25 protein-coding genes are annotated in these 26,026 nt (G+C 60.7%); 12 read left to right on the forward strand and 13 right to left on the reverse strand.

Going from position 1 to position 26,026, the window contains the following annotated elements; genetic code table 11:
- Positions 1-5: 5 nt before the first annotated feature.
- The 4 genes from purH to prmA form a co-directional block, all read right to left on the reverse strand.
- Complete coding sequence (gene purH / locus PAN08_RS17500; protein ID WP_269792794.1) at positions 6-1,589, reverse strand: bifunctional phosphoribosylaminoimidazolecarboxamide formyltransferase/IMP cyclohydrolase; 1,584 nt, start codon at positions 1,587-1,589, stop codon at positions 6-8.
- A 157-nt stretch (positions 1,590-1,746) separates the two neighbouring features.
- A complete protein-coding gene (gene fis, locus PAN08_RS17505; RefSeq protein ID WP_057631483.1) occupies positions 1,747-2,019 on the reverse strand; it encodes a DNA-binding transcriptional regulator Fis in 273 nt (90 codons plus the stop codon).
- A gap of 99 nt (positions 2,020-2,118) precedes the next feature.
- Positions 2,119-2,901, reverse strand: a complete 783-nt coding sequence (locus PAN08_RS17510; protein WP_269792795.1) for a DUF3426 domain-containing protein — start codon at positions 2,899-2,901, stop codon at positions 2,119-2,121.
- 29 nt (positions 2,902-2,930) lie between these two features.
- On the reverse strand, positions 2,931-3,845 hold the full coding sequence (gene prmA, locus PAN08_RS17515; RefSeq protein ID WP_269792796.1) for a 50S ribosomal protein L11 methyltransferase: 915 nt from the start codon (positions 3,843-3,845) through the stop codon (positions 2,931-2,933).
- Between the two features lie 147 nt (positions 3,846-3,992).
- Here prmA and PAN08_RS17520 point away from each other — a divergent pair, with 147 nt between their 5' ends.
- The 3 genes from PAN08_RS17520 to PAN08_RS17530 all read left to right on the forward strand — a co-directional run bounded on the left by PAN08_RS17520 (position 3,993) and on the right by PAN08_RS17530 (position 7,570).
- Positions 3,993-4,952, forward strand: coding sequence for a hypothetical protein (locus tag PAN08_RS17520; RefSeq protein ID WP_269792797.1), 960 nt, complete (start codon positions 3,993-3,995; stop codon positions 4,950-4,952).
- The gene (locus PAN08_RS17525; protein WP_269792798.1) at positions 4,949-5,308 is read left to right on the forward strand and encodes a hypothetical protein; all 360 of its coding nucleotides are present in this window, start codon (positions 4,949-4,951) and stop codon (positions 5,306-5,308) included. Before PAN08_RS17520 ends, PAN08_RS17525 begins: the two co-directional genes overlap by 4 nt.
- Positions 5,309-5,500: 192 nt before the next feature.
- Positions 5,501-7,570 carry a bifunctional diguanylate cyclase/phosphodiesterase gene (locus PAN08_RS17530; RefSeq protein WP_269792837.1) on the forward strand — a complete coding sequence of 690 codons (2,070 nt, stop codon included), beginning with the start codon at positions 5,501-5,503 and terminating at the stop codon, positions 7,568-7,570.
- 219 nt (positions 7,571-7,789) lie between these two features.
- Here the strand turns inward: PAN08_RS17530 and accC are convergent, their stop codons facing one another.
- From accC to aroQ, 4 genes are read right to left on the reverse strand one after another with little or no spacing between them, the layout of a single operon-like run.
- Positions 7,790-9,157: an acetyl-CoA carboxylase biotin carboxylase subunit gene (gene accC / locus PAN08_RS17535; RefSeq protein WP_269792799.1), complete on the reverse strand. Its 1,368-nt coding sequence runs from the start codon at positions 9,155-9,157 to the stop codon at positions 7,790-7,792.
- 10 nt (positions 9,158-9,167) lie between these two features.
- Complete coding sequence (accB, locus tag PAN08_RS17540; protein ID WP_269792800.1) at positions 9,168-9,641, reverse strand: acetyl-CoA carboxylase biotin carboxyl carrier protein; 474 nt, start codon at positions 9,639-9,641, stop codon at positions 9,168-9,170.
- A gap of 53 nt (positions 9,642-9,694) precedes the next feature.
- Positions 9,695-10,123, reverse strand: a complete 429-nt coding sequence (locus tag PAN08_RS17545) for a lysozyme inhibitor LprI family protein (RefSeq protein WP_269792801.1) — start codon at positions 10,121-10,123, stop codon at positions 9,695-9,697.
- A complete protein-coding gene (gene aroQ / locus PAN08_RS17550) occupies positions 10,120-10,566 on the reverse strand; it encodes a type II 3-dehydroquinate dehydratase (protein ID WP_269792802.1) in 447 nt (148 codons plus the stop codon). Before aroQ ends, PAN08_RS17545 begins: the two co-directional genes overlap by 4 nt.
- 637 nt (positions 10,567-11,203) lie before the next feature.
- Here aroQ and PAN08_RS17555 point away from each other — a divergent pair.
- The 4 genes from PAN08_RS17555 (at position 11,204) to PAN08_RS17570 (ending at position 14,018) form a co-directional block, all read left to right on the forward strand.
- Positions 11,204-11,836: a TetR/AcrR family transcriptional regulator gene (locus PAN08_RS17555; RefSeq protein WP_269792803.1), complete on the forward strand. Its 633-nt coding sequence runs from the start codon at positions 11,204-11,206 to the stop codon at positions 11,834-11,836.
- A 10-nt stretch (positions 11,837-11,846) separates the two neighbouring features.
- Positions 11,847-12,524, forward strand: a complete 678-nt coding sequence (locus PAN08_RS17560; protein ID WP_269792804.1) for a type 1 glutamine amidotransferase domain-containing protein — start codon at positions 11,847-11,849, stop codon at positions 12,522-12,524.
- Between the two features lie 87 nt (positions 12,525-12,611).
- Positions 12,612-13,022 carry an organic hydroperoxide resistance protein gene (locus PAN08_RS17565; RefSeq protein ID WP_269792805.1) on the forward strand — a complete coding sequence of 137 codons (411 nt, stop codon included), beginning with the start codon at positions 12,612-12,614 and terminating at the stop codon, positions 13,020-13,022.
- A gap of 18 nt (positions 13,023-13,040) precedes the next feature.
- Positions 13,041-14,018, forward strand: coding sequence for a zinc-binding dehydrogenase (locus tag PAN08_RS17570; protein WP_269792806.1), 978 nt, complete (start codon positions 13,041-13,043; stop codon positions 14,016-14,018).
- A gap of 75 nt (positions 14,019-14,093) precedes the next feature.
- On the opposite strand, the gene PAN08_RS17575 is transcribed toward PAN08_RS17570, so the two are convergent.
- Positions 14,094-16,121 (reverse strand): alpha/beta hydrolase domain-containing protein, encoded by a 2,028-nt coding sequence (locus tag PAN08_RS17575; protein WP_269792807.1) that lies wholly within the window; start codon positions 16,119-16,121, stop codon positions 14,094-14,096.
- Between the two features lie 1,135 nt (positions 16,122-17,256).
- Between PAN08_RS17575 and PAN08_RS17580 the strand changes: the two genes are divergently transcribed.
- The 5 genes from PAN08_RS17580 to PAN08_RS17600 all read left to right on the forward strand — a co-directional run bounded on the left by PAN08_RS17580 (position 17,257) and on the right by PAN08_RS17600 (position 20,439).
- The gene (locus PAN08_RS17580) at positions 17,257-17,811 is read left to right on the forward strand and encodes a PAAR domain-containing protein (RefSeq protein WP_269792808.1); all 555 of its coding nucleotides are present in this window, start codon (positions 17,257-17,259) and stop codon (positions 17,809-17,811) included.
- Positions 17,808-18,521, forward strand: a complete 714-nt coding sequence (locus tag PAN08_RS17585) for a peptidoglycan recognition family protein (RefSeq protein ID WP_269792809.1) — start codon at positions 17,808-17,810, stop codon at positions 18,519-18,521. Before PAN08_RS17580 ends, PAN08_RS17585 begins: the two co-directional genes overlap by 4 nt.
- Before the next feature lie 10 nt (positions 18,522-18,531).
- Positions 18,532-18,864 (forward strand): hypothetical protein, encoded by a 333-nt coding sequence (locus PAN08_RS17590; RefSeq protein WP_269792810.1) that lies wholly within the window; start codon positions 18,532-18,534, stop codon positions 18,862-18,864.
- A gap of 297 nt (positions 18,865-19,161) precedes the next feature.
- Positions 19,162-19,428 carry a glutaredoxin family protein gene (locus tag PAN08_RS17595; RefSeq protein ID WP_269792811.1) on the forward strand — a complete coding sequence of 89 codons (267 nt, stop codon included), beginning with the start codon at positions 19,162-19,164 and terminating at the stop codon, positions 19,426-19,428.
- 9 nt (positions 19,429-19,437) lie between these two features.
- Complete coding sequence (locus tag PAN08_RS17600; protein WP_269792812.1) at positions 19,438-20,439, forward strand: 2Fe-2S iron-sulfur cluster-binding protein; 1,002 nt, start codon at positions 19,438-19,440, stop codon at positions 20,437-20,439.
- A 125-nt stretch (positions 20,440-20,564) separates the two neighbouring features.
- On the opposite strand, the gene PAN08_RS17605 is transcribed toward PAN08_RS17600, so the two are convergent.
- The 4 genes from PAN08_RS17605 to cyoD all read right to left on the reverse strand — a co-directional run bounded on the left by PAN08_RS17605 (position 20,565) and on the right by cyoD (position 26,025).
- The gene (locus PAN08_RS17605) at positions 20,565-23,894 is read right to left on the reverse strand and encodes a metallophosphoesterase (protein WP_269792813.1); all 3,330 of its coding nucleotides are present in this window, start codon (positions 23,892-23,894) and stop codon (positions 20,565-20,567) included.
- Between the two features lie 330 nt (positions 23,895-24,224).
- The gene (locus tag PAN08_RS17610) at positions 24,225-24,644 is read right to left on the reverse strand and encodes an H-NS histone family protein (RefSeq protein WP_269792814.1); all 420 of its coding nucleotides are present in this window, start codon (positions 24,642-24,644) and stop codon (positions 24,225-24,227) included.
- 278 nt (positions 24,645-24,922) lie between these two features.
- Positions 24,923-25,612 carry an SCO family protein gene (locus tag PAN08_RS17615; protein WP_269792815.1) on the reverse strand — a complete coding sequence of 230 codons (690 nt, stop codon included), beginning with the start codon at positions 25,610-25,612 and terminating at the stop codon, positions 24,923-24,925.
- An 80-nt stretch (positions 25,613-25,692) separates the two neighbouring features.
- The gene (gene cyoD / locus PAN08_RS17620) at positions 25,693-26,025 is read right to left on the reverse strand and encodes a cytochrome o ubiquinol oxidase subunit IV (protein ID WP_269792816.1); all 333 of its coding nucleotides are present in this window, start codon (positions 26,023-26,025) and stop codon (positions 25,693-25,695) included.
- Position 26,026: the final 1 nt, after the last annotated feature.

Here is a 26,026-nt window from a genome sequence, read left to right on the forward strand (position 1 = left end):
CTGTGTCAGTGACGGAAGTGGCGTATGCCGGTGAATACCATGGCGATGCCATGTTCATCGGCAGCGGCAATCACTTCGGGATCGCGCATTGAACCGCCCGGCTGGATCACCGCCGTGATGCCTGCGTCGGCAGCGGCGTCCAAACCGTCACGGAACGGGAAGAACGCATCCGATGCCATCACCGAACCCGGCACCACCAGCCCTGCATCAGCGGCCTTGATACCAGCGATGCGCGCGGAGTACACACGGCTCATCTGGCCTGCGCCCACGCCGATGGTGCGCTCGTCTTTCGCGTAGACGATCGCATTGGACTTGACGTACTTGGCCACGCGCCAGGCGAACAGCAGATCGCGCAGTTCAGTGTCGCTCGGCGCGCGCTGGGTCACGGTCTTCAGTTCTTCCAGCGACATGCCACGGTTGTCGGCGCTCTGGATCAGCAGGCCGGACCCCACGCGCTTGGTGTCGTAGTTGTTGCGCCCGTCACCGGCCGGAATGCGCAGCACGCGCACGTTGGCTTTCTTGGTGGCGTATTCCAGCGCGGCCGGCTCGTAATCCGGAGCGATCAACACTTCAACGAACTGACGGTCGAGGATGGCCTTGGCCGTCGCCACATCCAGTGTGCGGTTGAAGGCGAGGATGCCGCCGAACGCGCTGGTCGGGTCGGTGTTGTAGGCCATTTCATACGCGGCGCCGACGTCGGCAGCCACGGCCACGCCACACGGGTTGGCGTGTTTGACGATGACGCAGGCCGGCACGTCGAACTGACGCACGCATTCCCACGCGGCATCGGCATCGGCCAGGTTGTTGTAGCTCAGCTCCTTGCCCTGCAGCTGCACGAAGGTGGCCAGCGTACCCGGCACCGGCCACAGGTCGCGATAGAACGCGCCGTTCTGGTGCGGGTTTTCGCCGTAACGCAGGTCCATCACTTTCACGAAGGAGGAGTTCATCTGCGCCGGGAATTCGGCACGCAGCGGCACAGCCGCATCGGTCGTGGTCACGGCCGACAGGTAGTTGCTGATCGCCGCGTCATACTGCGCTACGCGGTTGAACGCAGCGACGGACAACGCAAAGCGCTGTGCGGCCGAGAGTTTGCCGTCGTTGCCATCGAGTTCGGCCAGCAGCGCGTCGTACTGGTCCGGGCTTGTCGCCACGGCCACGCGGGCGAAGTTCTTGGCGGCGCTGCGCAGCATTGCCGGGCCACCGATGTCGATGTTCTCCACGGCATCGGCGAGTGTGCAATCGGCCTTGGCGGTGACTGACTCGAACGGATACAGGTTCAGCACCAGCAGATCGATCGGTGCGATGCCATGTTCAGCCATCACCGCATCGTCGGTGCCGGCACGGCCGAGTAGGCCGCCATGCACCATCGGGTGCAGGGTCTTGACCCGGCCATCCATCATTTCCGGGAAACCGGTGACGTCGGAGACATCCTTCACCGGCAGGCCGGCGTCGCGGATTGCCTTGGCGGTACCGCCGGTGGACAGCAGCTCGACATTGCGGGCGGCCAGGGCACGGGCCAGTTCGACCAGACCGGTCTTGTCGGAAACAGACAGCAGGGCCCGGCGGACGGGCAGCAGATCAGCAGACATGGGGGCAGGGGGGCAGCGGAAGCGGGCCGATATTGTAGCCGCGTGGTCACAGCCGTGGCCGCAGAGGGGCGGTTGTCGTGCCGAGCAGTGGTCGGCAGAGGCTTTCCCGGTAACGCTCAAGCCGAGCATGGCTCGGCGTTGCAGGAAGGACGAGGCGTTACGCCAGCCCGTATTCCTTCAGCTTCTTGCGCAGGGTGGCACGGTGAATGCCCAGCAGTGCGGCGGCGCGGCTCTGGTTGCCTTCGCAATGGTTCAGTACTTCCACGAACAACGGGATTTCCATTTCGCGCAGGACGATTTCGTAGACATCGTCAGCATCACAGCCGTCCAGGTCACGCAGGTAGCGGCGCACGGACTGTGCGACGTGTTCGCGAAGCGGCGGCTTGGCGGCGCCACGACTGGTGTCAGGACGGGTGGGGGCAGCGTTCAAGGAAAGATCCCGGATTCAGCAGAGACGGGCACAGTGGCCCGGCGTGGGGGGAGGAGTCTAGCGCGTGGACCGGCGGCCTGCCATGCCGTGCGGCCTTACTTATTGAAATTCGAAGCTGAAAGCGACCGTCGCAGCGGCCGGTTCATGCAGCTGGAACGACACCTGCGCGCTCTGCCCCTGTTCCAGCCGTGCCTGCGGATCTGCCGTGGGCCCGAGGTACTCGGCCGGTTGGAAGGTGCGGCGGCCAATCACCCGGCCATCGGCGTCGGACAGGGACAAGCGCAGCGCCGGCCAGGCCTGCGCCCAGCGCGCTTCGTTGCGGAAACTGGCGTGCACCTGCAGCACGCCGGGTTGACCGGGCGCGGGGCGGATGTCTCGGCTGAGCATCGTGTAAGCAGACGGCTCATGCCAGGCCGGCAGGCTGCAGCGAAACACCGCGCACAGACCGCTGACCAGCGGGCGCGTGCCGGCGTCGGCAGCCAGCCGTGCGCGGTCGGCGATCAGAATCTGGATGCCCAGCAGCAGCGCCAATCCCGCGATCAGCGCCCACTGCCAGCGCGGCGTGACGTGCGCTGCGGCGGTAGCCGCCCGTGCGCTGCGGCTGAAGCTGGGGGCGGGCCCTGAAGCGGCTTCACCATCGGCCTCGTCTATGACATCGACGCGGTTGATGGTGGGCTCGGCGGCCTCAGGCGCAATCACGTTGGCAGCGTTCAATGGCGCTGCCAGCGGGGCATCTGGCTCGGCGACAGGCAGCAGTTCCGCAGTCTGCGGTGCTGCTGCGCCATCGGCATCGGCTGCACGCGTGTCGTCCGGCTTGGGGGCCGGCTTGCCGTGCAGAAAAGTAGCCAGCGAGGGGCGAGAGGGCGTGGTTTCGTCGCTCATGTCAGGCGATGCTGGGGCGTTGCGCCCATTCAAGCACGGCGCACGCCGGTGATGCGCATCCAGTCGCCGTCCTGCACGGCTTCAAGCTGGTCGAACCAGGCGGCGTAGCGTTCCAGCAGTTCATCTTCCTGGCCATGCAGGATGCCCGACAGTGCGATACGCCCGCCGGGTGCGACACGGGCGGCCAGCAGTTCGGCCAGCGCGTCCAGGGCCGAGGCCAGGATGTTGGCAACCACGACCGGATACGTTGCCACTGGTTCGTCCTGCGGCAGGTAGGCGGCAATGTGCATGCCGTTGCGCTCGCCGTTGTCGGCAGTGGCGATCAGTGCCTGCGGGTCATTGTCCACGCCTACCGCTGCGGCCGCGCCCAGCTTCAGGGCGGCCAGGGCGAGAATGCCCGAGCCGCAGCCGAAGTCGAGCACGGTCTTGCCGGCCAGTTCGCCATCGGCAGCCAACTGGTCCAGCCAGCGCAGGCATAGCGCGGTAGTCGGGTGGGTGCCCGAGCCGAATGCCAGGCCTGGGTCCAGCCGCACGATGGCGGCGTTGGCGGCCTGTGCTTCTTCAGGTAATTCGTGGTTCCACGGCACGATCCAGGCGCGCTCGCCGAAACGCATCGGCTGGAACTGGTCCAGCCAGGCACGTTCCCAGTCTTCATCTTCGACCGCGCGGAAGCTGGCGTTGGCCCAGTCCAGGCCGGCATCGAATGCCTCCAGTGCAGCCAGCAGCGCCAGCGCATTGGTATCGGCCGGGAACAGGGCGGTCAGCACCAGGTCGTTCCACAGCGGCGTTTCGCCCACGCCCGGCTCCAGAATCGCGCGCTCGTTGCTGGTGTCAGCGTCGGCGTCGAGCATGGTCACCGCCAGCGCGCCCACGTCTTCGAGCGCGTTCTCGTAGCGGGGCTGGGTGGTTTCGGTGCAGCGCAGGGTCAGTTCAAGGAAGGGCATGGCGGGGGACAGCAACGGCGGGACAGGGCACGCATCCTAGACGAGCCCGGCCTTGATTGCGCGCCCGTGAGCACCGGGTTCATGGTCGTCAAGCACTTGCTTGCTAGAATCCGCACTTCATCACCTGCCCTTTCGTGCCGGTTACCGATGCTCTCCCTCTTGGCCAGAAAACCTTGGTACCTGTTGGCACTGCCTGCGGCGGTGCTGCTTGCCGTACTGGGTTTGCGCGGCGGCGGTCTGCATGCAGCCGACAGCCAGGAAATGGCTGCGGCAATGAATGTAACGGTGGAGCAGGTTTCCGACGCCACCGGTTCAGCCGGCGACAGCCCGTTGAGCGGGCGTGAATTGGGCGCCGCGGTCGGCCCGGGCCTACCACTGGACCTGCGTGCGGCCTTCGAAGGTGGGCGCGGCCTGTTTGAATACGCGCGCCAGTTGCGCACGGCTGCAGCCGCCGGTGATGCGGAGGCGGGCTGGATGGTCAGCCGCATTTATGACTATTGCGGTGTGTATGCCATGGATCCGCAGGGCTACGCGCTGGACAGCGCCACGCTGGCGAGCATGGGTTTGAAGGACGTGCCGGGCCTGACGGCGGCACGTGAGCAGGTCAGCCAGGGATGCGTGGGCTTTACCGCCGCCGATGGACTGGGGCGCGCACTGATGTTGCAGCAACGGCGCGACTCGGCCGCTGCCGGCAACCTTGCTGCCGAGGCTGCGCTGCTGTCGATGGGTGAGCCGTTACGCACGGATGCCGAGTACCGCCGTGGCTTGGTGGAGCGGGTGTTGAACTCGCAGGATCCGGAAGCGTTTCTGGCCGTGTCCACCGCGATGGGTGTGGCTGCTGCGGGTGACGAGGCGTATAGCGGCCTGGTTGCGGGTGACCAGTTCACGCAGCTGGCCTGGCAACTGGCGGCCTGCCAGTTGGGCCTGGCGTGCGGGCCGGGCAGTGCATTGATGACCGGCTACTGCGCCAATGGCGGGATTTGCTCGCGCGATCCCAATCAGGATTTCGAGACATTTGTGTACGACGCTGCGGTATCGCGGCAGGGTATGGAAAAAATGAACGAACTAGTCAAACGCCTGCGCCGCGCGCGGGGAGGTAAACAATGAACTACCGTCGTTTCCTTCACGGAGCAAAATTCTGGGTCTGGGTGGTGTTGTTTGTTGCCTATTCGGCAGGCGCCGTAGGCGTGGTGCTGATCGACACCTACGAAGACCGTTCCCGCGAGATGAGCAAGGTCAAGCTGACCACCGTGAAATCCGACGCCGATCTGCGTCGTGCCGGTGCCAGCCAGGCCGCTGCCATTTACCGCGCACAGAGCGGCATGCCGTTCTCCACGTTGCAGCCGGGCACCCGCTTCCAGATCGTCTGGCCGGATGGCTCGGTGGAAACGGTGACCGTGGTGGATCCGTCTTCGCCGCTGGGCACCGAGCCAGTCAAGGGCACTGCCGTGACCAGTGAGTAATGACGCATCTGCAGGCGTGTCGGGGCGGCGTAAGCCGCCAGGCATGCATTACCTGAGGCGTGTCGGCTTTGACGCAAAGAAGAGCGGGGTTCCCCCGCTTTTTCTTTGGGCGATTGTCAGCTGCCGAAAGTTTTTCCGTTGCGGGCCGATACCTCGGCGATTTATTGGGTTTGTGTTGATGGAATTGCAATGTTGATTGCCACCTACGACCAGACGTTGGTCGTGTTTTCGATTGTGGTGGCCGTACTGGCTTCCTACACCGCTCTGGACATGGCCGGCCGCCTGGCAACCGCACAGGGCAGCGTGGCGCGCTGGTGGCTGGTCGGCGGCGCCACGGCGATGGGCCTGGGCATCTGGTCCATGCATTTCATCGGCATGTTGGCGTTTGACCTGCCGATTCCGCTGGGCTACGACCTGGCCATCACGCTGTGGTCGCTGGCGGTCTCGGTGGGTGCCTCGGCCTATGCGCTGTGGTTGGTGTCGCGGTCCCGCCTGCCGGGCTGGCAATTGCTGGCCGGTGCGGTGTTGATGGGTCTGGCCATTGCGGCCATGCATTACCTGGGCATGTCGGCGTTGCGCATGCAGCCGGGTATCGACTATCACCCCGGCTGGTTCATCGCTTCCATCGCGCTGGCCATCGTTGCTTCGGGCGCGGCACTGTGGATTGCCTTCCGCCTGCGCAATGAGCACCGCAGAACCCACCGCATGCGCGGGCTGGCATCGCTGCTGATGGGCCTGGCCATCGTTGGCATGCACTACACCGGCATGGCGGCGGCACGTTTCCCCGAGGGCAGTGTGTGTGGCGCGGTACGTGCCGGCGGCATCGATACGCAGTGGTTGGCGGTGCTGGTCATCGTCACCACGGTGGCGACCCTGGGCATCGCACTGATCGCTTCCCTGTTCGACCGCCGCATGCGCGAGCGTACCGGCGTGCTGGCCGACTCCCTGGCCGATGCCAACCAAAAGCTGGTGCAAGCCGCACTGCATGATCCGCTGACTCAACTGCCCAACCGCATGTTGTTGCAGGACCGCATGGAACAGGCGATCAAGCGCGCGCAGCAGGAAGCGCACGCGGTGGCGGTCATCTTCTGCGACCTGGATGGTTTCAAGACCATCAATGATGCCTACGGCCACCAACTGGGCGACCGCTTGCTCACCGCCGTGGCGCGCCGTATCGGCGCCTTGCTGGGGCCGCAGGATACGTTCGCGCGGCTGGGCGGCGATGAGTTCGTCCTAGTGTTGACTGTGGACAGCCCGGACGATGCACTGGTGATTGCCGAGCGGGTCGTGGAAGCGGCTGCACGGCCCTTCGTCATCGACACCGCCGAACTGCAGGTCAGCGCCAGCCTCGGCATCGCGTTGTATCCCAACGATGCCAGCAACGAGCGCGAACTCATGGCGCATGCCGACGTGGCCATGTACCACACCAAGCAGCTCGGCCGGAACGGCTACACGTTTTTCACCCCGGCGATGCAGGTCAATGCCAACCGGCAACTGCGCCTGTTGCAGGATCTGCGCAAAGCGGTGGAGCGCGATGAGCTTGTGCTGCATTACCAGCCCAAGTTCGATGCCTCTGAACAGGGCGTCATCGGCGCCGAAGCCTTGCTGCGGTGGCAGCACCCCGAGCTGGGCCTGCTGGCACCGGATGTGTTCATTCCGATGGCCGAGCGCAGCGGCCTGATTCTCTCGATGGGTGAATGGGTGCTGGACCAGGCCTGCGGGCAGCTGCGGCAGTGGCATGACGCGGGCCACAACCAGTGGTCGATGGCGGTGAATCTGTCGTCGTTGCAGTTCGATTCGCCGGGGTTGGTGGAGACCGTGCGCAGCATCATTGAGCGCCACGGCATCGACGCGCAGTACCTGACGTTGGAGGTCACCGAGACCACGGCGATGAAGGATGTCGATGCCAGCCTGGAAGTGCTGAACAGCCTGACCGCGATGGGCGTGAAAATCGCCATCGACGACTTCGGCACCGGCTACTCCAGCCTGCTGTATCTCAAGCGCATGCCAGCGGCGGAACTGAAAATCGACCGGGCGTTCGTGCGCGACCTGGAGAGCAATGAGGAAGATGCGGCCATCGTCTCTTCGATCATCGCTCTGGCCCGTGCACTGAACATCAAGGTGGTGGCCGAGGGGGTTGAGACCGCCGCGCAGCGTGAGTTCTTGCTGTCGCTGGGTTGCGACACCTTGCAGGGGTTTTTCCTTGGACGCCCTGCAGAGGCGGCGGCGTTTGGCAGCTACAAGGTTCAGACAGAAGAGTGAGCCTGCATGGCTTGGTGGTTTTCATCGCGCGCACCGGCGCGGATGGCTGCGTCGCCTGATTGCAGAAAGTTTTGACGGCAGGTTTGTGCGCCCGATCGGGCTTGCCTGGGCTGCGCTGACCTGCAGGTGCTGCGGCTTAATAAGCGTCTGCAACCCGAAACGCCGGGCAAAGAAAAAGGCGGGTTTCCCCGCCTTTTTCATGCCGGTTGATGCGCTTGATCAGGTCAAGGCGATCGACTGGTTCTTGCGTTCGGCCAAGCGCTTTTCCAGATAGTGGATGTTCTGCCCACCGGCCTGGAAGCCCTTGTCACGCATGATGCGCTGCTGCAGGGCGACGTTGGTCTTGATGCCGTCCACCACCATCTCGCTCAGCGCCACGCGCATGCGGGCGATGGCGGTGTCGCGGTCCGGGCCGTGCACGATCAGCTTGCCGATCATCGAATCGTAGTTCGGCGGCACCTTGTAGCCAGCGTAGATATGCGTATCCACACGCACACCCGGGCCACCCGGCGGATAGAAGCCGGTGATCAGGCCGGGGCTGGGAATGAAGGTTTCCGCGTCCTCGGCGTTGATGCGGCATTCAATGGCGTGGCCATGCAGCACCACGTCGCTCTGCTTGATGGTCAGCTTCTGGCCCGACGCGATGCGCAGCTGCTCGGCGACCAGATCGATACCGGTCACCATTTCCGTCACCGGATGTTCCACCTGCACGCGGGTGTTCATTTCGATGAAGTAGAAGTGGCCGTCTTCGAACAGGAACTCGAAAGTGCCGGCGCCGCGATAACCGATACGCACGCAGGCTTCCACGCACACCTTGCCGATCTGCTCACGCAGTTCAGCGGTGATGCCCGGTGCCGGTGCTTCTTCCACCACCTTCTGGTGGCGGCGCTGCATCGAGCAGTCGCGCTCACCCAGGTGGATGGCGTTGCCCTGGCCATCGGCCAGCACCTGGATTTCCACGTGACGCGGATTTTCCAGGTACTTCTCCATGTAGACCTCGCCATTGCCGAACGCGGCCTTGGCTTCGGACTTGGTGGTTTCGATGGACGCCTTCAGCGAGGCCTCGGCATGCACTACGCGCATGCCACGACCGCCGCCGCCGCCCGATGCCTTGATGATGACCGGGTAGCCGATCTCACGGGCAATCTTGGTGTTGGCGACGATGTCTTCACCCAGCGGGCCGCCCGAGCCGGGCACGCACGGCACACCGGCGGCCTTCATCGCGCGGATGGCTTCCACTTTGTCGCCCATCAGGCGGATGGTTTCCGCGCGCGGGCCGATGAAGATGAAGCCGGATTGCTCCACGCGCTCGGCAAAGTCGGCGTTCTCGGAGAGGAAGCCGTAACCCGGGTGGATGGCCTGGGCGTCGGTGACCTCGGCCGCAGCGATCAGCGCCGGGATGTTGAGGTAGCTTTCCGATGACGGTGCCGGGCCGATGCAAACCGACTCGTCGGCCATGGCCACGTGCTTGAGATTGCGGTCGACGGTGGAATGCACCGCGACCGTGCGGATGCCAAGGGTGTGGCACGCACGCAGAATGCGCAGCGCGATTTCACCCCGGTTGGCGATAACGACCTTGTCGAGCATGGCCGGCGCCTCAGGCAATCACGAACAGCGGCTGGTCGAATTCCACCGGGCTGCCGTTCTCACCAAGGATGGCCACCACGGTGCCGGATACTTCGGCCTCGATCGGGTTGAACATCTTCATCGCCTCGATGATGGCCAGGGTTTCACCGGCCTTGATGGTCTGGCCGACGGTCACGAAGGCCGGCTTGTCCGGGGACGAGGACGAGTAGAAGGTGCCGACCATCGGCGCGCGCTGCACGTGGCCTTCCGGCAGGGCGTTGCCCGGCTTGGCGGTGCCGCCGGTGGAGGCTTCGGTCGGGCCGCTCATCGGCATGGCCGGTGCGGCCGCAGCCGGTGCGGCGTAAACCGGTGCCGGTGCGGGCACATAGGTGCCGACCGGGTTGCGCGACAGGCGCACGGATTCTTCACCTTCCTTGATCTCGATCTCGGCCAGGTTCGACTCTTCCAGCAGGTCGATGAGCTTCTTGATTTTGCGCAGATCCATGAGGGCCTCTTTCGTTCTATTAAGCGGTAAGGAGAAGGCGCGGGGCGCCCGGGTCAAAGTTCGTAAAAATCGCGCAGCTGCCGCGTACGGTCCTGCGCGTGGGTGGTAAGGCAATGCATCTGCGCGCCATTGCGCGAGGTGCCATCGGCATGAAAGGCGTACACCGCGCTGCAATCCTTGTCGCGCAGCTGTATCCAGGCGCGCTGCGCGACAACCAGCTGCTGCTCGGCATCAGCGCAATGGGTGCAGCTGCCATCGGCGGCCTGCTGTCGTAATTGCTGACGGGCTTGCCCGTACGTGGTGTTCAGCACGGCATCGGCGTCTTCGGCGCGGTCCGATGCACACAGATCCCGCTCCATCGTGCTGGTGGCGGTTGCGCAATCGATGCCTTCAGCAGCGCGGTCAACGCTGCCGGCATGGGCCGCCGCTGGCATCAGGCAACTCAGTGCCAGGCCGGCCAGCAGCTGTGGCAGCGGATTCATGCAGCCGCCACCAGGCGCGTCAATGCAGCATCCATGGCGTAGCGATAGCTGTCCGCGCCAAAACCGCAGATCACGCCGACCGCCTTGTCGCTGAGGTAGCTGTGCTGGCGGAACGGCTCGCGGCTGTGCGGGTTGGACAGGTGGATCTCGATGAAGGGGATGGCCACCGCCGCCAGCGCATCGCGCAGGGCGACCGAGGTATGCGTGAACGCCGCCGGGTTGATCAGGATGAAAGCGGTTCCATCGCCACGCGCAGCCTGCACGCGATCCACCAGCACATGCTCGGCGTTGGATTGCAGGTGCTCGACTTGATGCCCCGCCTGCTGTGCCTGCGCTGCCAGCGCCGCGTCAATCTGCGACAGCGTGGTGTGGCCGTAGACATCCGGCTCGCGGGTGCCCAGCAGGTTCAGATTGGGGCCATGGAGGACCAACAGTTTTGCCATGATCCAGCGGTCGGCGGGAAAGGGCGGCAGTGTGAGGGAAGCTGGCAATGCTGTCCAGTTCGACGAAATTAGCCTTGTTTTAATCGTTTGTTTGAATTTTGACAGGGTTCTGGATTTGTATGTGCGGCAGTGCCTGGGAACGGGCTGAGGAGGGGGTTTGCCGTGCTGGGAGGCAGGGTGGGGCGGTAAGGCGGCAAATGTGATGCGGCCTGATGCGCGGCTTTTGGTGGTAAATGAGCGAAGTTGGGGGAAAGGCGAGCGCCACGGCTTTAGCCTCTCTCCCGTATGCGGGGCGAGAGTGGCAGCTTGCGAACCACCGGTTCGCTGTCCATCGAACGCCCTCGCGCCAGCGCAAGGGCCGGGGCGCGGAGCGGGGGTTGGGGGAGGGCAGATCAAAGCCGCTTGAATGAAGGCCCGGTGGCCCGAACCAAAAGGCAAAGCCAAAAGCTCCCCTCATCCGCCCCTCCGGGGCACTCGCTCTGCGCCCCGGCCACGCACAGCGTGCGTGGCGTTCAGTCATGCACGAGCCAGTGGCTCGTAAGCCGCATGCTTTCACCCCGCAGGCGGGAGAAGGGAAGCGAGAAGCGGTAATCCGCCATTAATAGACGACCGGTCTATTCCGAGTAGAGTCCACTCCATGAATCTCTCCCCCAAAGCCCAGGCAACCCGCCAGCACATCCTCGATACCGGTTACCGGCTGGTCCTGCAGAAGGGCTTTGCCGCACTTGGTCTGCAGGAAATCCTCAAAGCCTGCGCGGTGCCCAAGGGCTCGTTCTATCACTACTTTTCGTCCAAGGAAGCCTTCGGCTGCGAGCTGTTGCAACAGTACGTGGACGACTACGGGCGCAAGCTGGAACTGCTGTTGGACGACGGCGGCAATGGCCAGCAGCGGCTGATGCGCTACTGGGATGCCTGGGCGCGTGACCCGGCCGATCCAGCGCAGGGCTGGGCCGAGGAATGCCTGGTGGTGAAGCTGGCCGCGGAGGTCGCTGACCTGTCCGAAGACATGCGCCACGTGCTCAACAGCGGCGTGCAGCGCCTGCTGCAGCGCATTGCATCGCTGGTCGAGGAAGGCCGGGCCGATGGCTCGCTGCCCGCTGGCAAACCCGCGCTCGATGTCGCGCGCGTGCTCTATCAGATGTGGCTGGGCGCGGCGCTGCTGTCCAAGCTCAGCCAAGACCGCCTACCGCTGCAACAGGCGCGTGAGGCTACCGAACACCTGTTGACGTGCGGCCACACCGTCGCGCGTCTTTCTCCCTCCAACGATTGAAGGCACTGCCATGAAAGTTCTGTTCGTACTGACTTCGCACGACCAGCTCGGCGACACCGGGCGCAAGACCGGCTTCTGGTTGGAAGAGTTTGCCGCCCCTTATTACGTGTTCAAGGATGCCGGTGCCGATATCACCCTGGCATCACCGGCCGGTGGCCAACCGCCACTGGACCCGCACAGTGATGCGCCCGATGCACAGACGCCGGCCACCGAACGCTTCCGCAAGGACAGCGCCGCGCAGCAACATCTGGCGACGACGCTGCCGCTGAAGCAGATCGACCCCACGCAGTTCGACGCGGTGTTCTACCCGGGCGGCCACGGCCCGTTGTGGGATCTGGCACGTGATGCCGATTCCATCGCATTGATCGAAACCTTCGACCGCGCTGGCAAGCCGTTGGGCTTGGTCTGCCACGCACCCGGTGCACTGATCGCCGCACGCACCGCTGACGGCAAACCGCTGGTCGCCGGTCGCAAGGTCACCGGTTTCTCCAACAGCGAAGAGGACGCGGTAGGCCTGAGCACCGTGGTGCCGTTCCTGATCGAAGACGAGTTCGCCCGCCTGGGTGGCAACTACGCGAAGGGGCCGGATTGGCAGTCGTTCGTGCTGACCGATGGCCATCTGGTCACTGGCCAGAACCCGGCCAGCTCGGAAGCCGTCGCCAAGGCGCTGCTTGCACAGCTGGCCTGAGCCGCCGCAGACAACAGACAACACAACCTGCCGCGCGCTGCCGATCAAACCCCGCAGCGCCGGCCAACCTGAGACAGGAATTCCGCAATGAAAATCTTCTACAAAACCCGAGCCACTTCCACCGGTGGCCGCGCTGGCCGCACTGCATTGGATGACGGCAGTCTCGCGCTCGATCTCGCATTGCCGGGTTCCGACAAAGCCGGCGCCAACCCCGAGCAGCTGTTCGCGTTGGGCTACGCAGCGTGCTTCGACAACGCCTTGCCGGTGGCCGCCAAGAAGCTGCAACTGCAGCCCAGCGGCACCGCAACGTCGGTGGAAGTGGGCATCGGCCAGACCGCTGAAGGCGGCTACGCGCTGGATATCGATCTGCATGTTGAAGTGAAGGGCCTGGACCAGGCCGACGCACAGCGTCTGGTCGAAGCGGCGCACCACATCTGCCCGTACTCCAACGCCACGCGCGGCAACATCGACGTGCGCCTGCACGTCACTGCCGTCTGATTAAGAGAGGAGACAACCATGCGTAGTGCTATCCACGCCACCTTTGGTGAACCGGCCGACGTGCTGGCATTGGGCGACAGCCCGGTGCCGCAGCCTGGCGCGGGCGAAGTGCGGATCAAGACGGTCCTCGCGCCCATCCACAACCATGACCTGTGGACCGTGCGGGGCAAGTACGGCTACAAGCCCACGCTGCCGGCCATCGGCGGCAGTGAAGCGGTGGGCACCGTCGATGCCGTGGGCGAGGGCGTCGAAGGCATCGCCGTTGGCCAGCGCGTGATGGCGGCCTCGGTGCATGGCACCTGGGCGGAGTATTTCATCGCACCGGCGCGCATGGTCATCCCCGTGCCCGATGCCATCGCCGACGAAGCGGCGGCGCAGTTGATCGCCATGCCGCTGAGCGCGCTGATGCTGCTGGAATTCCTGCAGGCCGAGCCCGGCCAATGGATCGTGCAGAACACCGCCAACGGCGCGGTCGGCAAGACGCTGGTCATGCTCGCCGCCGCACGCGGTGTGCAGGTACTCGGCCTGGTGCGCCGCGATGCAGGCGTGGATGAACTCAACGCACTTGGCATCAGCAATGTGCTGTCCACCGAACAGGCCGATTGGAAGCAGCGTGCGCAGGCATTGCTCGGCGACCAACTCGCGCACGCAGCGGTCGATTCCATCGGCGGCCAGGCAAGCGCGGACCTGCTGTCACTGCTCGGCGAAAACGGCACGCTGGTGTCGTTCGGCAGCATGGCCGGCGAACCGATGCTGATCCCGTCCGGCGACGTCATCTTCAAGCAGGCCACGGTCAAGGGCTTCTGGGGCAGCAAGGTCAGCCAGCAGATGTCAGTGGAGAACAAACGCCGACTGGTCGGCGAACTGCTGACGCGCGTGATGAGCGGCGAACTGGCGCTACCGGTGGAGGCGGTTTATGACCTGGCCGATGCAGCGGAAGCGGCGAAGGCGAGTCTGCTGCCGGGTCGAAAGGGAAAGGTGCTGTTGAAGCCTTGAATGGACAGCATTGAAAGGTAGAGAAGCAAAGGCCTCGCATCACGGTGCGAGGCCTTTGCTATCAGGGCCGTGATGTCACTTCGTCTCTCGCTTGCCCAAGTACCAATCGAGCACCATCACCTCGTCCCAGTTCCTGCCCATCTTTGTCTGGATATCCTCACGCTGCATTGCCAGCAGGAATCGTTTCTCGATGGCGTTGTCGATGGCAGCGGCGACGGCTTTCATGAAGCCGTCGCGGGTGCCATAACGCTCTTCAATGGACAGTCGAGGATCATTTGCCGCCACGCGCTCCGCACGTGTTCGCGCAAATGGGATGAACGCGCCATTGAGCCCCGAGATGTAGCCGAAGCGCGTAAGTTCCGGCGACTTCCAATTCCATGCGGTGAAGGTGCCGAGCGGCACTGACGACATGGCACCACGCCAGCCGCCCAGCTCATTGCCGTCGCTATCGACGGCAGGCACCAGCAGCGGATACTCGCGGCCGACGCGGACCGGCTCGCTGATGATGCCTTTGCGTGCGTAGTCGGCACCCAGCTGGATCTGCCAAAGCGGGGGCGGACTGGTTGGTGCGCGGATACTTGGGATGGTTGGGAACCCAATCTGCGTCGCCTCAACCAAGGTAGTGCCCGGAACCGGTGCAATTGAGGGTGGCGGAGCACGCCCATCGAGCGTCCAAACCCTGAGGTTTTCGAGCTGGGCGTTCATGCCGTCGGCAAGGTCGACGTTTGCGTTGTAAGGGTAGGCGGCCTCTTTGCCGGTCTTGGTAAAGCTGCCTGATGTGCGTAGTGCGTGCGGAACGCCCGCGAAGAAGTAGAGGCGGCTGTCCGCGCCCAATGCAACCGGCTGGCTACCATCGGTGGTGGTCTGCAGCAGCGAGGCGTTGCGTGCCCAGTACTCGGAGCTGCTGATGATGTACATGATCTTCGGCACGGTGTTGTCGTGTACCGCACGATCCAGCAAGCCGGCATGGCCGGTGCCGTCGATGTCCGGCGTCGGCGTGTCTGCAAACGGATACAGATCAACCGCGCGCAGATTGCTCATCACCGAGCTTCCGGCCTCGCCAGGCAATGCGTATCGGTGATTGAAAGAGCCTCGTCCCGCGCCGGCCGTGGTGATCAGCATGCCGTCGAACACACGCTGGCCGTTTGCGTCGGTGTTGAACCCGCGATAGACGAAGTCCCGTAGGAAGCGGCCGCCTTGCGAGTAGCCATAAGCGAGGACCGCTGCGGCATCATCAGCGCGACTGTTCAGTTCGGACGGAACCTCGCGGTTCTTGAGGTGCGCGGCGAAATCACGAAACGCAGCCTGGCCAAGCCCCATGACAGGCGCATTCTCGCCTTCGTACACAAGGCTGAAGTAGGCATCTTTCGCAGCGGGGGTGTTCAGTGTGATGGAGCATCGTGCATCGGCCGTTGCGCCACTGCTTGCAGCGCCGAAGTGCCAAGCATCACGTGGCACCATGGTTCCTTGATCGTCGAAGCTTTCGTGCAGGCGCAGTACGGCCTTGGCTTGCTTGGCGTCGTAAGCGCAATAAAAACCGTTGGCTGTGAGATCGAAGGTCTTTTGATCGTCCGCCATCTCGTCAGCAGCGAAGGTAGCCCGCACAGCGCTGTGCACACGTGCCACCGGGACCTGCAGGCCAAACTGATCCGCATCCAACCGGGCCTGCCATCCCACCCACGCCAGCGAATAGCCCAGTTTGAAGAGCGTCGGGTCCGCCAACTTTTCGACCTTGTCGGGCGACATCAAATCCAGCCCGTCTTCGGTTTCAAAGAAAAGGCCGTCCATTTCAGTCCGGCCGCGATTAGAAGCTTCCACCAGCGTGGTGTGATTTCCACGCGCGGCGTTAACCGGGCGAATCATCACAAACGGACCGGAGTATTCGACCAACCCACGAGCATTGCGGGGCGCATGGCGGATGTCGGCAACGTCGCGCGCCGCAGCACTACGTGGATCAATGGCGTAGTGAACGACACCCTGTAGTACTTCATACGCGCCAACCCGGCCGAACGTTTCTCCATTCACCCACGGCTGCCGGCTGACAACCTCGATCGACACGACCTCTGCGCGCGCCAGCGGTGTAGCAAGGATGCCGGCAAGCAATGCGACGTATTTCAGCATGATGATCTCGTTCGGTTGAATACAGGAATCGCAGGCACATGGGTTAGATAACGACGGCCGGTATGGCTGGCGAAAAGAGGCGTGCGGTGTTGTACGAAATTGTCCAAAGTCGACGCGGACGAAGTGTTGTTCTACACAGCAGGCGCAGGGCAAACAGGCCTACGTTGGGTCGCGGATCTGTTTGAAAGCGTCCTGGAGAACAGCAATGCAGCCTTAGGCGAAAACAAAGCACTTCAGCGCTTTCTGCTCGACTAGCGGGTAGCCGAAAGCGAATCTTCCATCGCCCCGGGCCGCGAGTGGCTGGTGGTCGCCGGAACACGGAAGGCATTGCCTTGCATGGAATTTCTCTGTACCTATTGTGAGTTGGTGTTGTAGGTGACCATAACACAAGATTCTGGACCGTCAACATGCCTAAGCCCAGGACTGATGGCCTATCAACGAACATCGAATGCGGCGCCAACCCACGCCAGTACGGATGATTTTTTGACGAGGTTGCGTAATGTCCACGTTGTGTACCACCCAACTTCGATCACGAAGTGCAGGTGAGCGGATGCTGGGCTGCCAGCTAAGCGAATTTTTCAAGCCGATGAACAGAAGCAGTGCGCCCAATACAAAAAAAGCAGCGTTCCGCTGATCAGGTGCATAGAGAGACTGGTCTTAAATGTGTTGATCGCGCGCTGACTTGCCTGATGCTGTCGTTCCAAAAAGCGATTGCGTTGGATGACCTGCGAACAGATCTGCAATGCCTCCATGTGAGAAACCCGGCTCAGAGTCATATTGAGAGCGCACCAAACGCTACGCTGACGTCAGCTTCCCTTGAGTTGAGCGCACCAGACCAACGACGTTTATAGCTGTTCACGCAGAAGGCCGGCAGAAATGCCGGCCTTCTCTGTTTGAGGCAAGCAGGCCGCTTGGCGATAAACGCTCGTTAACGTCGCTCTGTCCCTCGCTTCTGTCATGATCGATGAAGGCGGTTGCTTCGCAGTCATCTAAGAAAATTCCCATAACAGCCCGGATAGATCGAAACGCGACAACTCCCCTGACACGTTCGCGGCAGTCGGCGTATCAGCTCGCCTACCATTGGTCGCTCCACGGTAGTCAGCACTGGGTTTGTTGAATGGCGAAGTTATGGAGCGTGCTCGGCGACAGAACCACAGGTGGCGGTTCAATAATCACTGCCGCGCCGCAGACCGACATCAACGGCGTAAAAGTTGCTCGCCTCAATGACAAGGCAACATGCCCTCGTCACAAGGGCATATTTCCAATCGTCTCTGGATGTGACGCCACGATCATCATCGACGGCCAGCCCGTTGCACTGGATGGAGCACGGCTGGCCTGCGGCTGCTCGGTGATCGCAGGCTCGCAGAACCTGGTCTTCGTTGATCATGGCTCTCCTGCGGATATCCATGCACAGAGCATGCTGCCGATTTCGCCGGCGGCTGCATCATATTCAGCACCGCCCTCGGACGTGCAGAGCGCTCGCTACGACGAGGCATTCGTACTTCGCTCCGGATTCTCCGGTCTGCCTTTGTCAAACAAGAACTACCGGATCATCCGTCAGAACGGAACAGTCGAACCGGGAAGAACTGACGACGATGGCAGGACGCACGTGGTCAGTGCCGAGAGCCTTGAGACTCTTAGGGTCGAGATCGAGGAAGAAATGCCGGCATGAGTCCCATGTATCGCCCTGTGGCAGAGTCGGAAACGAGCCCTGTTGCGCTGACCCAACGTCACAGCGTCGTACTGGAGCCTTACGTCGATACTCGCGGTTGGATTCAGAACGCAGGCTTTCACCTCAAGCGAGTTGCGGCACTTGAGAAGGGAGCAATCGATGGACCGAAGGCTGTGGTCCTGCATCGGACGCAGTCATCCACGATTGAATCGCCGCTGAAGTCGTTCGAGAGTGGGATCGGAACGCATTTCATCATTGACAAGGACGGTGCGGTTCACCAGTGTGCGAGCCTGCTGATGAGAACTGCCCACGTCGGGAGAATTCGATCCAGATGTTATGAGTCCGCCAGCTGCCCGGTCGAGGAAGCGAGGATGATCAAGAGCTGGGGATGGGCGCCAGCACGACTTCATGACCACGAAAAATCCAAGACGTATCCACACAGATTCCCAATGAATGAGGACAGTGTGGGTGTCGAGACAGTCGCAAGCTTTGACGGCACCTCATGGGAACGACCAACTCCCGCTCAGGAAAAATCGATCAAAGCTCTTATCCAGCTGCTGCAACGCCTTTATGGTCTGACCGACTCGGATGTCCATGAGCATGACAATATTTCCTACAAAACACCTGGCGAAGGTGATGGCCTGTATTCCCCATCTTCTGCTTATGGGTTGCCTCCTCTCGTGCAGCCCCGTTTCCCCTTCCCAACATGAGCAGGACGCCTTGGGTATCCGCGTTTCTGCGGCAACCTACACGGGAAAAGAGGGGGATATGCTCGAATCAGAATGTTCTGCGTGGTCGTTGACCCCAAGCCAGGTGCAGGAATTATTTGCACTGAGCGAGAGCTATCAAGAATCGCCCTATAGCCAGTTTTATCAACTTCCCTGCTCCATTTCCGGCGAAGCCTCGCTTGAAGGGCGGCTCTGGCAGTTCGTGATCAACGGCGGAGGCACCGCCACCCTATCCAATGGAGACGAGGTTCGATACCTGGGCTGCCGCGACAAGCGATGCGAGCCTTACATCCTGTTGCTCACGGATGACATGGAAGGCAGTTGATGCGGATGCCGAATTGAATCGGAAAAACGGGATCGAATGCCTCTGATCGCCGTCTCTCGAAATGCATCCAAACGTGAAGGCCGGCAGCGATGCCGGCCTTCTGCTTGCTGGCAACGGTGAGTGGCGTGGCTTGATGCCGGGCGTCGGGTGCCCACATGGTGATCGCTGTTCTCGGGAACCGCTTGACCTTCCCATGGCGGGAATCTCTAGGCTCTGAACCACTGCAGATCATCAGCGGCTCCATCGCTCCCTGCAGCAGCGCCCGAATGACTCCATGACCCGCTTGAGGAAGCCATCATGACCCGTGCATCTCATCCCCACGTCATCGTCTATACGACGCCAACGTGCCCCGATTGTCGGATGTTGAAAGACTGGCTCAGCAGGGAGGGCATCACGTTCGAGGAGCGCGACCTGACCGATCCCGCTATCCGCGACGAAGCCAAGCAGCGCACCGGCGTGCGTGTCGCGCCAATCACCCTGGTGGGCGACGACGTTTTCTACGGAACGTTCGCCTCGCAAAAGCCGGGCCTGACCATGGCGCTCGGTTTGTCCCGTGCAGTCTGAGTGCACGCCATGACGAACAAGGTCGAGATACGCGGCGCCGGGCGCAGCATCGCGGTGCCGGTGGGTATGACCATTCTCGAAGCCGCGCTCGCCGAAGGCATCGCCTATCCGCATGGCTGTCGCTCGGGCCGGTGTGGATCGTGCAGGTCGCGTCTTGTCAGCGGCGAAGTCGAGCGTCTGGAGCACAGCCGTTTCGCGCTCTCGGAAGAGGAAAAAGCACTGGGGCTGATTCTCGCCTGCCGCGCCATTCCAACCACCGATGCCGTCATCACCTGGCTGGATGAAGAGGAGGCTGCATCGCATCCGCACCGTCAGTTCAATTGCCGCGTCGCGGCGATCGAAGACGTCACGCATGACATCAAGCGCATCCAGCTCATCAACGACGAGGGCGAGCCGCTTGCCTTCACCGCTGGCCAATACGCGCGACTGAAATTCCTGGGCGCCCCGATCCGTGATTACTCCATGGCGAGCCGCTCGGGCGACGGTGCGCTGGAGTTTCACATCCGCCGCGTGCCCGGCGGCGCAGCGACGGAAAGCATCCACGCGCAACTGCGGCTCGGCGAGCCGGTGCTTGTCGAAGGCCCGTTCGGTTCTTCATTCCTGCGTGAGCGCCATATAGGGCCAATGCTGTGCATCGCGGGTGGCTCGGGCATGGCGCCAATCAAGAGCATCGTCGAGACGGCAATTGCCTGCGGCATGAAGCAGCCGATCCACGTCTACTTCGGCGCCCGTGCCACGCGGGATCTTTATCTCGTGGATCATTTTCAGCAGCTGGCGCAGCAGCACTCAAACCTGAACTTCACGGTTGTCCTTTCAGAAGCCGCCGCAGACACCTCCTGGCGAACAGGCATGGTCACCGACGCGGTCGCCGAAGACCTGCGGAATCTTGATGGTTGGAAAGCCTATGTCGCTGGTCCGCCGTTGATGGTTGAAGCGGCCATGCAGGTCGCAAGTGCGCGCGGATTGCGGGCGCAGGATCTGCATGCGGATGTGTTTTATACGGCGGGGTAGGGGGAATGAAGGCACGCCTCTTGTCGGCAAAAGCCGGGTGCAACGAACAGTCAGGGTCTCTGGCTCCTGTCCCATAGTCATTCAAGCGAGAAAGCCAGCGGAAATGCTGGCTTTCGCTTGCTGCATCAAGAGTCATCAGACAGTTGAATCTCCCTTTCTCCAAGAACAATTGAAAGGCGAACTACTAGATACGCCTTATTTCTGTCGATGCTGGAGTCGTTCCAAGAAACAATAGATGACGAATGTCCCGCGAGTTTTTGAACGTAATTCAACTCTAGGTCGTCCTTGCCTGAAAGGCGCCAAACAAAAGAGCTGTGGCGAAAAAGCTTAAATAGATTGGCAGTATCGCCTTCGCGCTCGAATATATCCCAAAGGGCTGCGTGACAAGTTCCAAATAATGGAAGTAAACGTTCGTTGTATAAGTAATAATATGCGTCGATAAGCAGCGTGCGCTCAAATGGTGTTAGCCAATGAGCGGCGCCTGGCATGCTTGCTAGCTGAACAATTTGTCTCGCTACGGTATAAAAACCGAGATCACTCGCATTCTTCATTGCCTCGCGCAGAATTTCTCGTGCTTCAACCTCGTCTTCCAGCTCCGCTGCGAGATCCATTCGGATATTGCTTGCAACAGTGTAGTGCTTGGACTTCAAGGCGGTAGCGAGAACATTTCTGAGCTCGGCGATCCGTAGAGAAGCATCGTCTGTCAGATTTGCAAGGATGGATCGGGCGTGATTTGCAGCGGCAGAATTTCGTGAAATCTTAATGAGAGAGTTGGAGAGCGAGCGCGCCTCGTCATACCTTTTAAGGCGCCGATAACATAAGGCCATGTGAAGCTCTGTCCGTTGACGCACAGTCTTGGAAAATGCATTTCTATCCACCTGTTCAAAATTATCGATCGCCGCGTCGGATCTCCCGGTCATTCGGAGGCATTCAGCATAATCTTTTCTTAATGTATTAACTTCGGTGGTGTGACTGTCCGTTTCTAGCATCAAGCCAAGCATGTCTTCGCATACGCTTGCGGCGGCTCTGTAGTGATTGCCATTTGAAAGTATCTTGATGAAGGAAATGGCAAGCCTAAGTGCGCCTCCGAGATCGAAGTTCTCCTGAGAATCAATGGCCCGGGCGACTGCCCTAAACACAAGTGCACTCATATTCTGGATCTCGTAGCCATCGCATAGTGCTTCGCCGATTCTCTTGGCTGCTTGAGAGCTCGATATGTCCCCCATAGCCCAGGATTCGCCGAAGTAGAGGTCCAAGGCCTTCCTGTCCAAACTCCGGCTCTCCGGCAGGCTAATGCTCTCTCTCACGTGATCGCGGACTACCTTAGGTACGACGAGTATCTTGTCAGTTGATGAGTTGGACGAATTCTCGGACGCAACCGATCGAGTTTTGATAAGTGAGCGACTAAGGAGCTCAAGAGCATGTGTTGCCAGTACGGGGTCTGGACCAAAAAATCTTTTCAGACGAGATAACTGTTCTCCCTGAGGCAGTGTAGATAATGCTAGAAGAAGGCTGTAGGCGCGTCGCTCCTGCCTCGCTTCAGATAATCGCAGTTCCGTTACTGTTTCCACCAGTGCGGTTGGGGCAGCAACTAGCGTCGTGGCAGAAAATGCGAGGTCGGGGTTTGATGGAGTCAGATCGTCAATTGATCCCACTTCGAGCTCCCGAAGTGTTAAATCAATACGATCCGGAACTCCATCGGTATGCCTCATAATTCTAGAAACAACGTCGGCGGTTACAAGTTCCGAAGAACCCGAATCACTTTCTTTCAGATATACAGCTAAATCCGCTTCGTCCAGTGGTCGGAGCTCTGTGCTGCCAAAGGCAGATGCTCGCGGTGAACTCCGACTTGTAATTAGTACAAAGGTATCGGGTGCAAAATCCGAGAATGTGCGCGCAAGATCTTCAATGTCCAGTTGTCGGGTCCGTGCTTCTTCATCAGTACGATCAATTTCAACTCCCGAGAAGATAACAAGAGACGGACCTGAGTCTGAGATGGCTTCCGATATGTTCTGAAAGGATGCCCCTAGATTCTGTTGGGTTCTATCCAGAAATGCTTCTCTCGATAAATAGTCAGTGAAGTCGATCGAGTACATTACCCCCGAGCCGATAAGTGCTTTCTCTATGCAGGATGCAAATGCTTCCTCCCCGAGCCCCCACTCTGATGAGATCCAAGTGATCTTGCGTGCCTTAAGGGAGGCGATTACTGCTTCTTGTTCGACTCTTCGGACTTTTTGATGGGATCGCTCGGGCACTGCGGGACGTCGGATTCTAGCAAGGTCAAAAAGCCGGCTCTGTGCACTATGTATTGTCGGCGATAGGGGATTGCTTGGTTGGCTTATCGTTTCCGCCATCTGTGATGGATTAGGGGAGCGTCTTTCGAGTTTGATGGTGAAACTGCTCGATAGCTCATCAATATCCTGAGTTGAGTCAGGGACGTATTTTACGTCTCCACCCGAAATTTCTAAAAGCTTACGAGGCCATGACGTGAATCTTCTTTCTGGTGATAACGTTAATGCGCCTGCGCTATATCCTTGAATTCGGACGCGCTTGCCGTCGTCGTACTCCAGACCAAAAAGAGATGATGCTTGGATAGATTGACTACGCTGCCCTCCGCCGAAAGCGATGCTCCTTGTCTGATGCTCATGCATATGACCAAAAAGATGAAGGTCGAATCTTCCGGCGGGATTTATATCGCGACTCCATTCGTTCTGACTTGATTGATGTAGCCAGTCAACAGGGTGATGTGTAATTAATATATTGGCGCCATTTTTTTGGAGCCATTCGTCGGGGTGATTGCCGATGACTTCAATAAGCTGGAGCGTGTCCACATGCAGTCTGCCTCGGTAATCTTCAGGTCCGAGTTGAAGCCAAGCAGAGTTCAACGCAACAATTCCAGTTTTTTGTGGCCCCTGTCCAATAGTATAAGCAGCGTCTCCCGGCAGGATGCCGGCAGTAACAGGTTCGACATGAGTCCCATCTGCTATGGCTGAACGGAGCCATTCCGAATATTCGAAGAAGCATTCTTTAAAAAAATCAATGTAAGCTGACTCGGATTTATTCCAGATTCCGTCACGTAGCTCATCTGAGAGCCAAAATTGCTTTATCGCCATCAGTTCAGGGCGTAGCTTATCTGGGCGACATAAATCGTGATTTCCCGGGACAGTTACGAGCTTTGGCCTTAAGCCGGAATGATTCTCGATAAGATACAGAAGCTCGGAAATTTCTTCTCCAAATGCGGCGAATTGTTGCTTTGAGCCGAATTGGGTCATGTCGCCGGTGAAAATTATAACGTCGATTTTGCCGGTCTTATCGAGAAGTATCCGTAGGTCGTCCTTAAGTCTGGATAATGGGCGAGCCCAAAGTCTCTTTTGTTCTTTCATGCCAATGTGTGCGTCACTAAAGTGAAGCCATTGCAGGATTTGTCCGTCCTGAACGCGATTAGAATTATTCATTCCGCCTTCCTTATCCAAATTGAATCCTGGCCCGATAAGCATCAAGATAAATTTTCCTAAAGGGACTCGCGCTCTGATTTTCTTTGCGTATATAAATCCGTAGCTGCTCTTATTGCTAAAATTGTATTTTCCAACAGTAGATCAAGGCTCCGGGGGCGCAGTAAGGGGAGGGGTGAATATAAGTTGAGTTTTCGATTGATTTCGATTTATTTTGTACTCGGGAGATTTACAGTCTCATCTATATTCACTAATCCTGCGCCTGTCCGGCTACTGCATAGGAGTAAAGAAAAAAGCAACCAGACTCCCCGTCTGATTGCTTTTTTTCCCCACTCAACCCTGCTTGAACAACTTCCGCTTTCCCGTCAGTACTTTCTCTTTCGGGGTGAGCTTTGCGACGCCGGGTATCAGAAAGTCGGTCGGTGTGTGACCGAAGCGGATCTTCGAGGCGAGCCAGAGCGGCATCTTTCCTCGGCCGGTCCAGGTGTTCCAGCGGTTTTCCGGGTCGCGGTATTTCGGCTTGACCTTGGGGCCTTTGCGGCGGCGGGTGGCCTTGGTCTTGGGCTGCGCCTGGTCTGCGTCCAAGCCGAAGACTTCATCAATCGTGTAGCCCGCGCGCTTGGCGTCGGCGATCAGCTTGCGCCGGACTTTCTCGGCCGGGGGACGACTGGTGAGGGCTTTATGCCGTTCCTGGGCAGTACGGATGAGAGTGTTGAGCTCTCGGAGATTCAGAGGGGTAAGGTCAATGCTCATGGCATTAGCCTCAGTTCCGAGGGGGCGGGTGTCAAGATGGATGGGGGATTTTGTTTGTTTTTGAGGTGGAAGTGATGGCTTTGGGGTGGTGTTGGGGGCTGATGGACTGATTGCTGGGAGCTTTTGGTCTGCTTGTTAGAAGCTTCCCCTCACCCCAACCCCCGCTCCGCGCCCCGGCCCTTGCGCTGGCGCAAGGGCGTTCGATGGGCAGCGAACCGATGGTTCGCAAACTGCCCCTCTCACCCCGCTCGCGGGAGAGGGGCTTAGATTTGCTGTTCTTACTTTGCTTCCATGCTGCAGCCGGGCGGATTCCGCTGCCCTACCGGCAAGGTCGGTTCCAGCGTCAGGCGTTGAATGTCGGAGAACAATTGTTCCACCGGCATGCCGAAGGGGGCGAACAGGCGCAGCCGGCCTTGGCGGTCGAAGACGTAACCGCCTGCGGTGTGGCTCATGGTGTAAGTGCCGGGCAGGGTGCCGTCTTCGCGGTCGTAGAACGCCTTGAATGAGGACGCCATGGCGGCCAGTTGCTGATCGTTGCCGACCAGTGCGGTGGCGGTGGGGTCGAAGGCTTCTACATAGGTCTGCGCGACGGCCGGGGTGTCGCGGGCCGGGTCGACGGTGACGAACACCACCTGCAGGTTGTCGGCGTCTGAGCCCATCAGGTGCTTCACGCGGTTCAACTCCACCATCGTGGTGGGGCAGACGTCGGGGCAGCTGGTGAAGCCGAAGAACAGGTAGGTCACCTTGCCGTTGAAATCCGCCGGCGTGCGGGTGACGCCGGTGCTGTCGGGCAGCGACCAATGCTGGCCGAGGTCTTCGCAGGCGATGTCCTTGCCGTAGAAATCCACGCGGGGTTTGGCCGCGCAGGCCACCAGCAGCAGGCTGGCGGCGGTGATCAGCACGGTGGAGAGGCGGAGCTTGCGGGCAAGTGCAGCAAGGCCGGTGGTGGGGGAGTGAGTACGGGACATGGCTTCAGTCGTGCGAGGGACGGCCAGCCGCGCTGCACGACACGGGCCGGCAGTTGCCTGCCAGCCCGTGCGTGTGTGCGTCAGTTGACCATCATGTGGAAGTGCATGCTCCAGATGATCCAAATGGAGAGCGCGACCACGATGAAAAGAATGACCAGCGTGAAAACAAAACTGGCCAGGTTCCAACCGCCCTCCGAGGAGCGGTTCATATGCAGGAAGTACACCAGCTGCACCACGATCTGCACGACGGCAAAGCCGACCAGCAGGAACAGCGTCAGCGGCCGCGACAGCACCGGGTTCATCACCAGCATGAAGGGGATGACGGTGAGCACGGCGCAGATCACGAAGCCGATCAGGTAGGAGCGGGTTGAGCCATGTCCACCACCGGCGCGGGACGTATCGATATCGGACATG

Origin of the sequence: Stenotrophomonas sp. Iso1, from assembly GCF_027497995.1 — a bacterium.
GTDB lineage: Bacteria > Pseudomonadota > Gammaproteobacteria > Xanthomonadales > Xanthomonadaceae > Stenotrophomonas.

Coding starts and splice junctions, on each gene's coding strand:
- purH (WP_269792794.1), bottom strand. CDS start 1,589: ATGTCTGCTGATCTGCTGCCCGTCCGCCGGGCCCTGCTGTCTGTTTCC.
- PAN08_RS17510 (WP_269792795.1), bottom strand. CDS start 2,901: ATGAGCGACGAAACCACGCCCTCTCGCCCCTCGCTGGCTACTTTTCTG.
- prmA (WP_269792796.1), bottom strand. CDS start 3,845: ATGCCCTTCCTTGAACTGACCCTGCGCTGCACCGAAACCACCCAGCCC.
- PAN08_RS17520 (WP_269792797.1), top strand. CDS start 3,993: ATGCTCTCCCTCTTGGCCAGAAAACCTTGGTACCTGTTGGCACTGCCT.
- PAN08_RS17525 (WP_269792798.1), top strand. CDS start 4,949: ATGAACTACCGTCGTTTCCTTCACGGAGCAAAATTCTGGGTCTGGGTG.
- accC (WP_269792799.1), bottom strand. CDS start 9,157: ATGCTCGACAAGGTCGTTATCGCCAACCGGGGTGAAATCGCGCTGCGC.
- accB (WP_269792800.1), bottom strand. CDS start 9,641: ATGGATCTGCGCAAAATCAAGAAGCTCATCGACCTGCTGGAAGAGTCG.
- PAN08_RS17545 (WP_269792801.1), bottom strand. CDS start 10,123: ATGAATCCGCTGCCACAGCTGCTGGCCGGCCTGGCACTGAGTTGCCTG.
- aroQ (WP_269792802.1), bottom strand. CDS start 10,566: ATGGCAAAACTGTTGGTCCTCCATGGCCCCAATCTGAACCTGCTGGGC.
- PAN08_RS17555 (WP_269792803.1), top strand. CDS start 11,204: ATGAATCTCTCCCCCAAAGCCCAGGCAACCCGCCAGCACATCCTCGAT.
- PAN08_RS17560 (WP_269792804.1), top strand. CDS start 11,847: ATGAAAGTTCTGTTCGTACTGACTTCGCACGACCAGCTCGGCGACACC.
- PAN08_RS17565 (WP_269792805.1), top strand. CDS start 12,612: ATGAAAATCTTCTACAAAACCCGAGCCACTTCCACCGGTGGCCGCGCT.
- PAN08_RS17570 (WP_269792806.1), top strand. CDS start 13,041: ATGCGTAGTGCTATCCACGCCACCTTTGGTGAACCGGCCGACGTGCTG.
- PAN08_RS17580 (WP_269792808.1), top strand. CDS start 17,257: ATGGCGAAGTTATGGAGCGTGCTCGGCGACAGAACCACAGGTGGCGGT.
- PAN08_RS17585 (WP_269792809.1), top strand. CDS start 17,808: ATGAGTCCCATGTATCGCCCTGTGGCAGAGTCGGAAACGAGCCCTGTT.
- PAN08_RS17595 (WP_269792811.1), top strand. CDS start 19,162: ATGACCCGTGCATCTCATCCCCACGTCATCGTCTATACGACGCCAACG.
- PAN08_RS17600 (WP_269792812.1), top strand. CDS start 19,438: ATGACGAACAAGGTCGAGATACGCGGCGCCGGGCGCAGCATCGCGGTG.
- PAN08_RS17605 (WP_269792813.1), bottom strand. CDS start 23,894: ATGAATAATTCTAATCGCGTTCAGGACGGACAAATCCTGCAATGGCTT.
- PAN08_RS17610 (WP_269792814.1), bottom strand. CDS start 24,644: ATGAGCATTGACCTTACCCCTCTGAATCTCCGAGAGCTCAACACTCTC.
- PAN08_RS17615 (WP_269792815.1), bottom strand. CDS start 25,612: ATGTCCCGTACTCACTCCCCCACCACCGGCCTTGCTGCACTTGCCCGC.
- cyoD (WP_269792816.1), bottom strand. CDS start 26,025: ATGTCCGATATCGATACGTCCCGCGCCGGTGGTGGACATGGCTCAACC.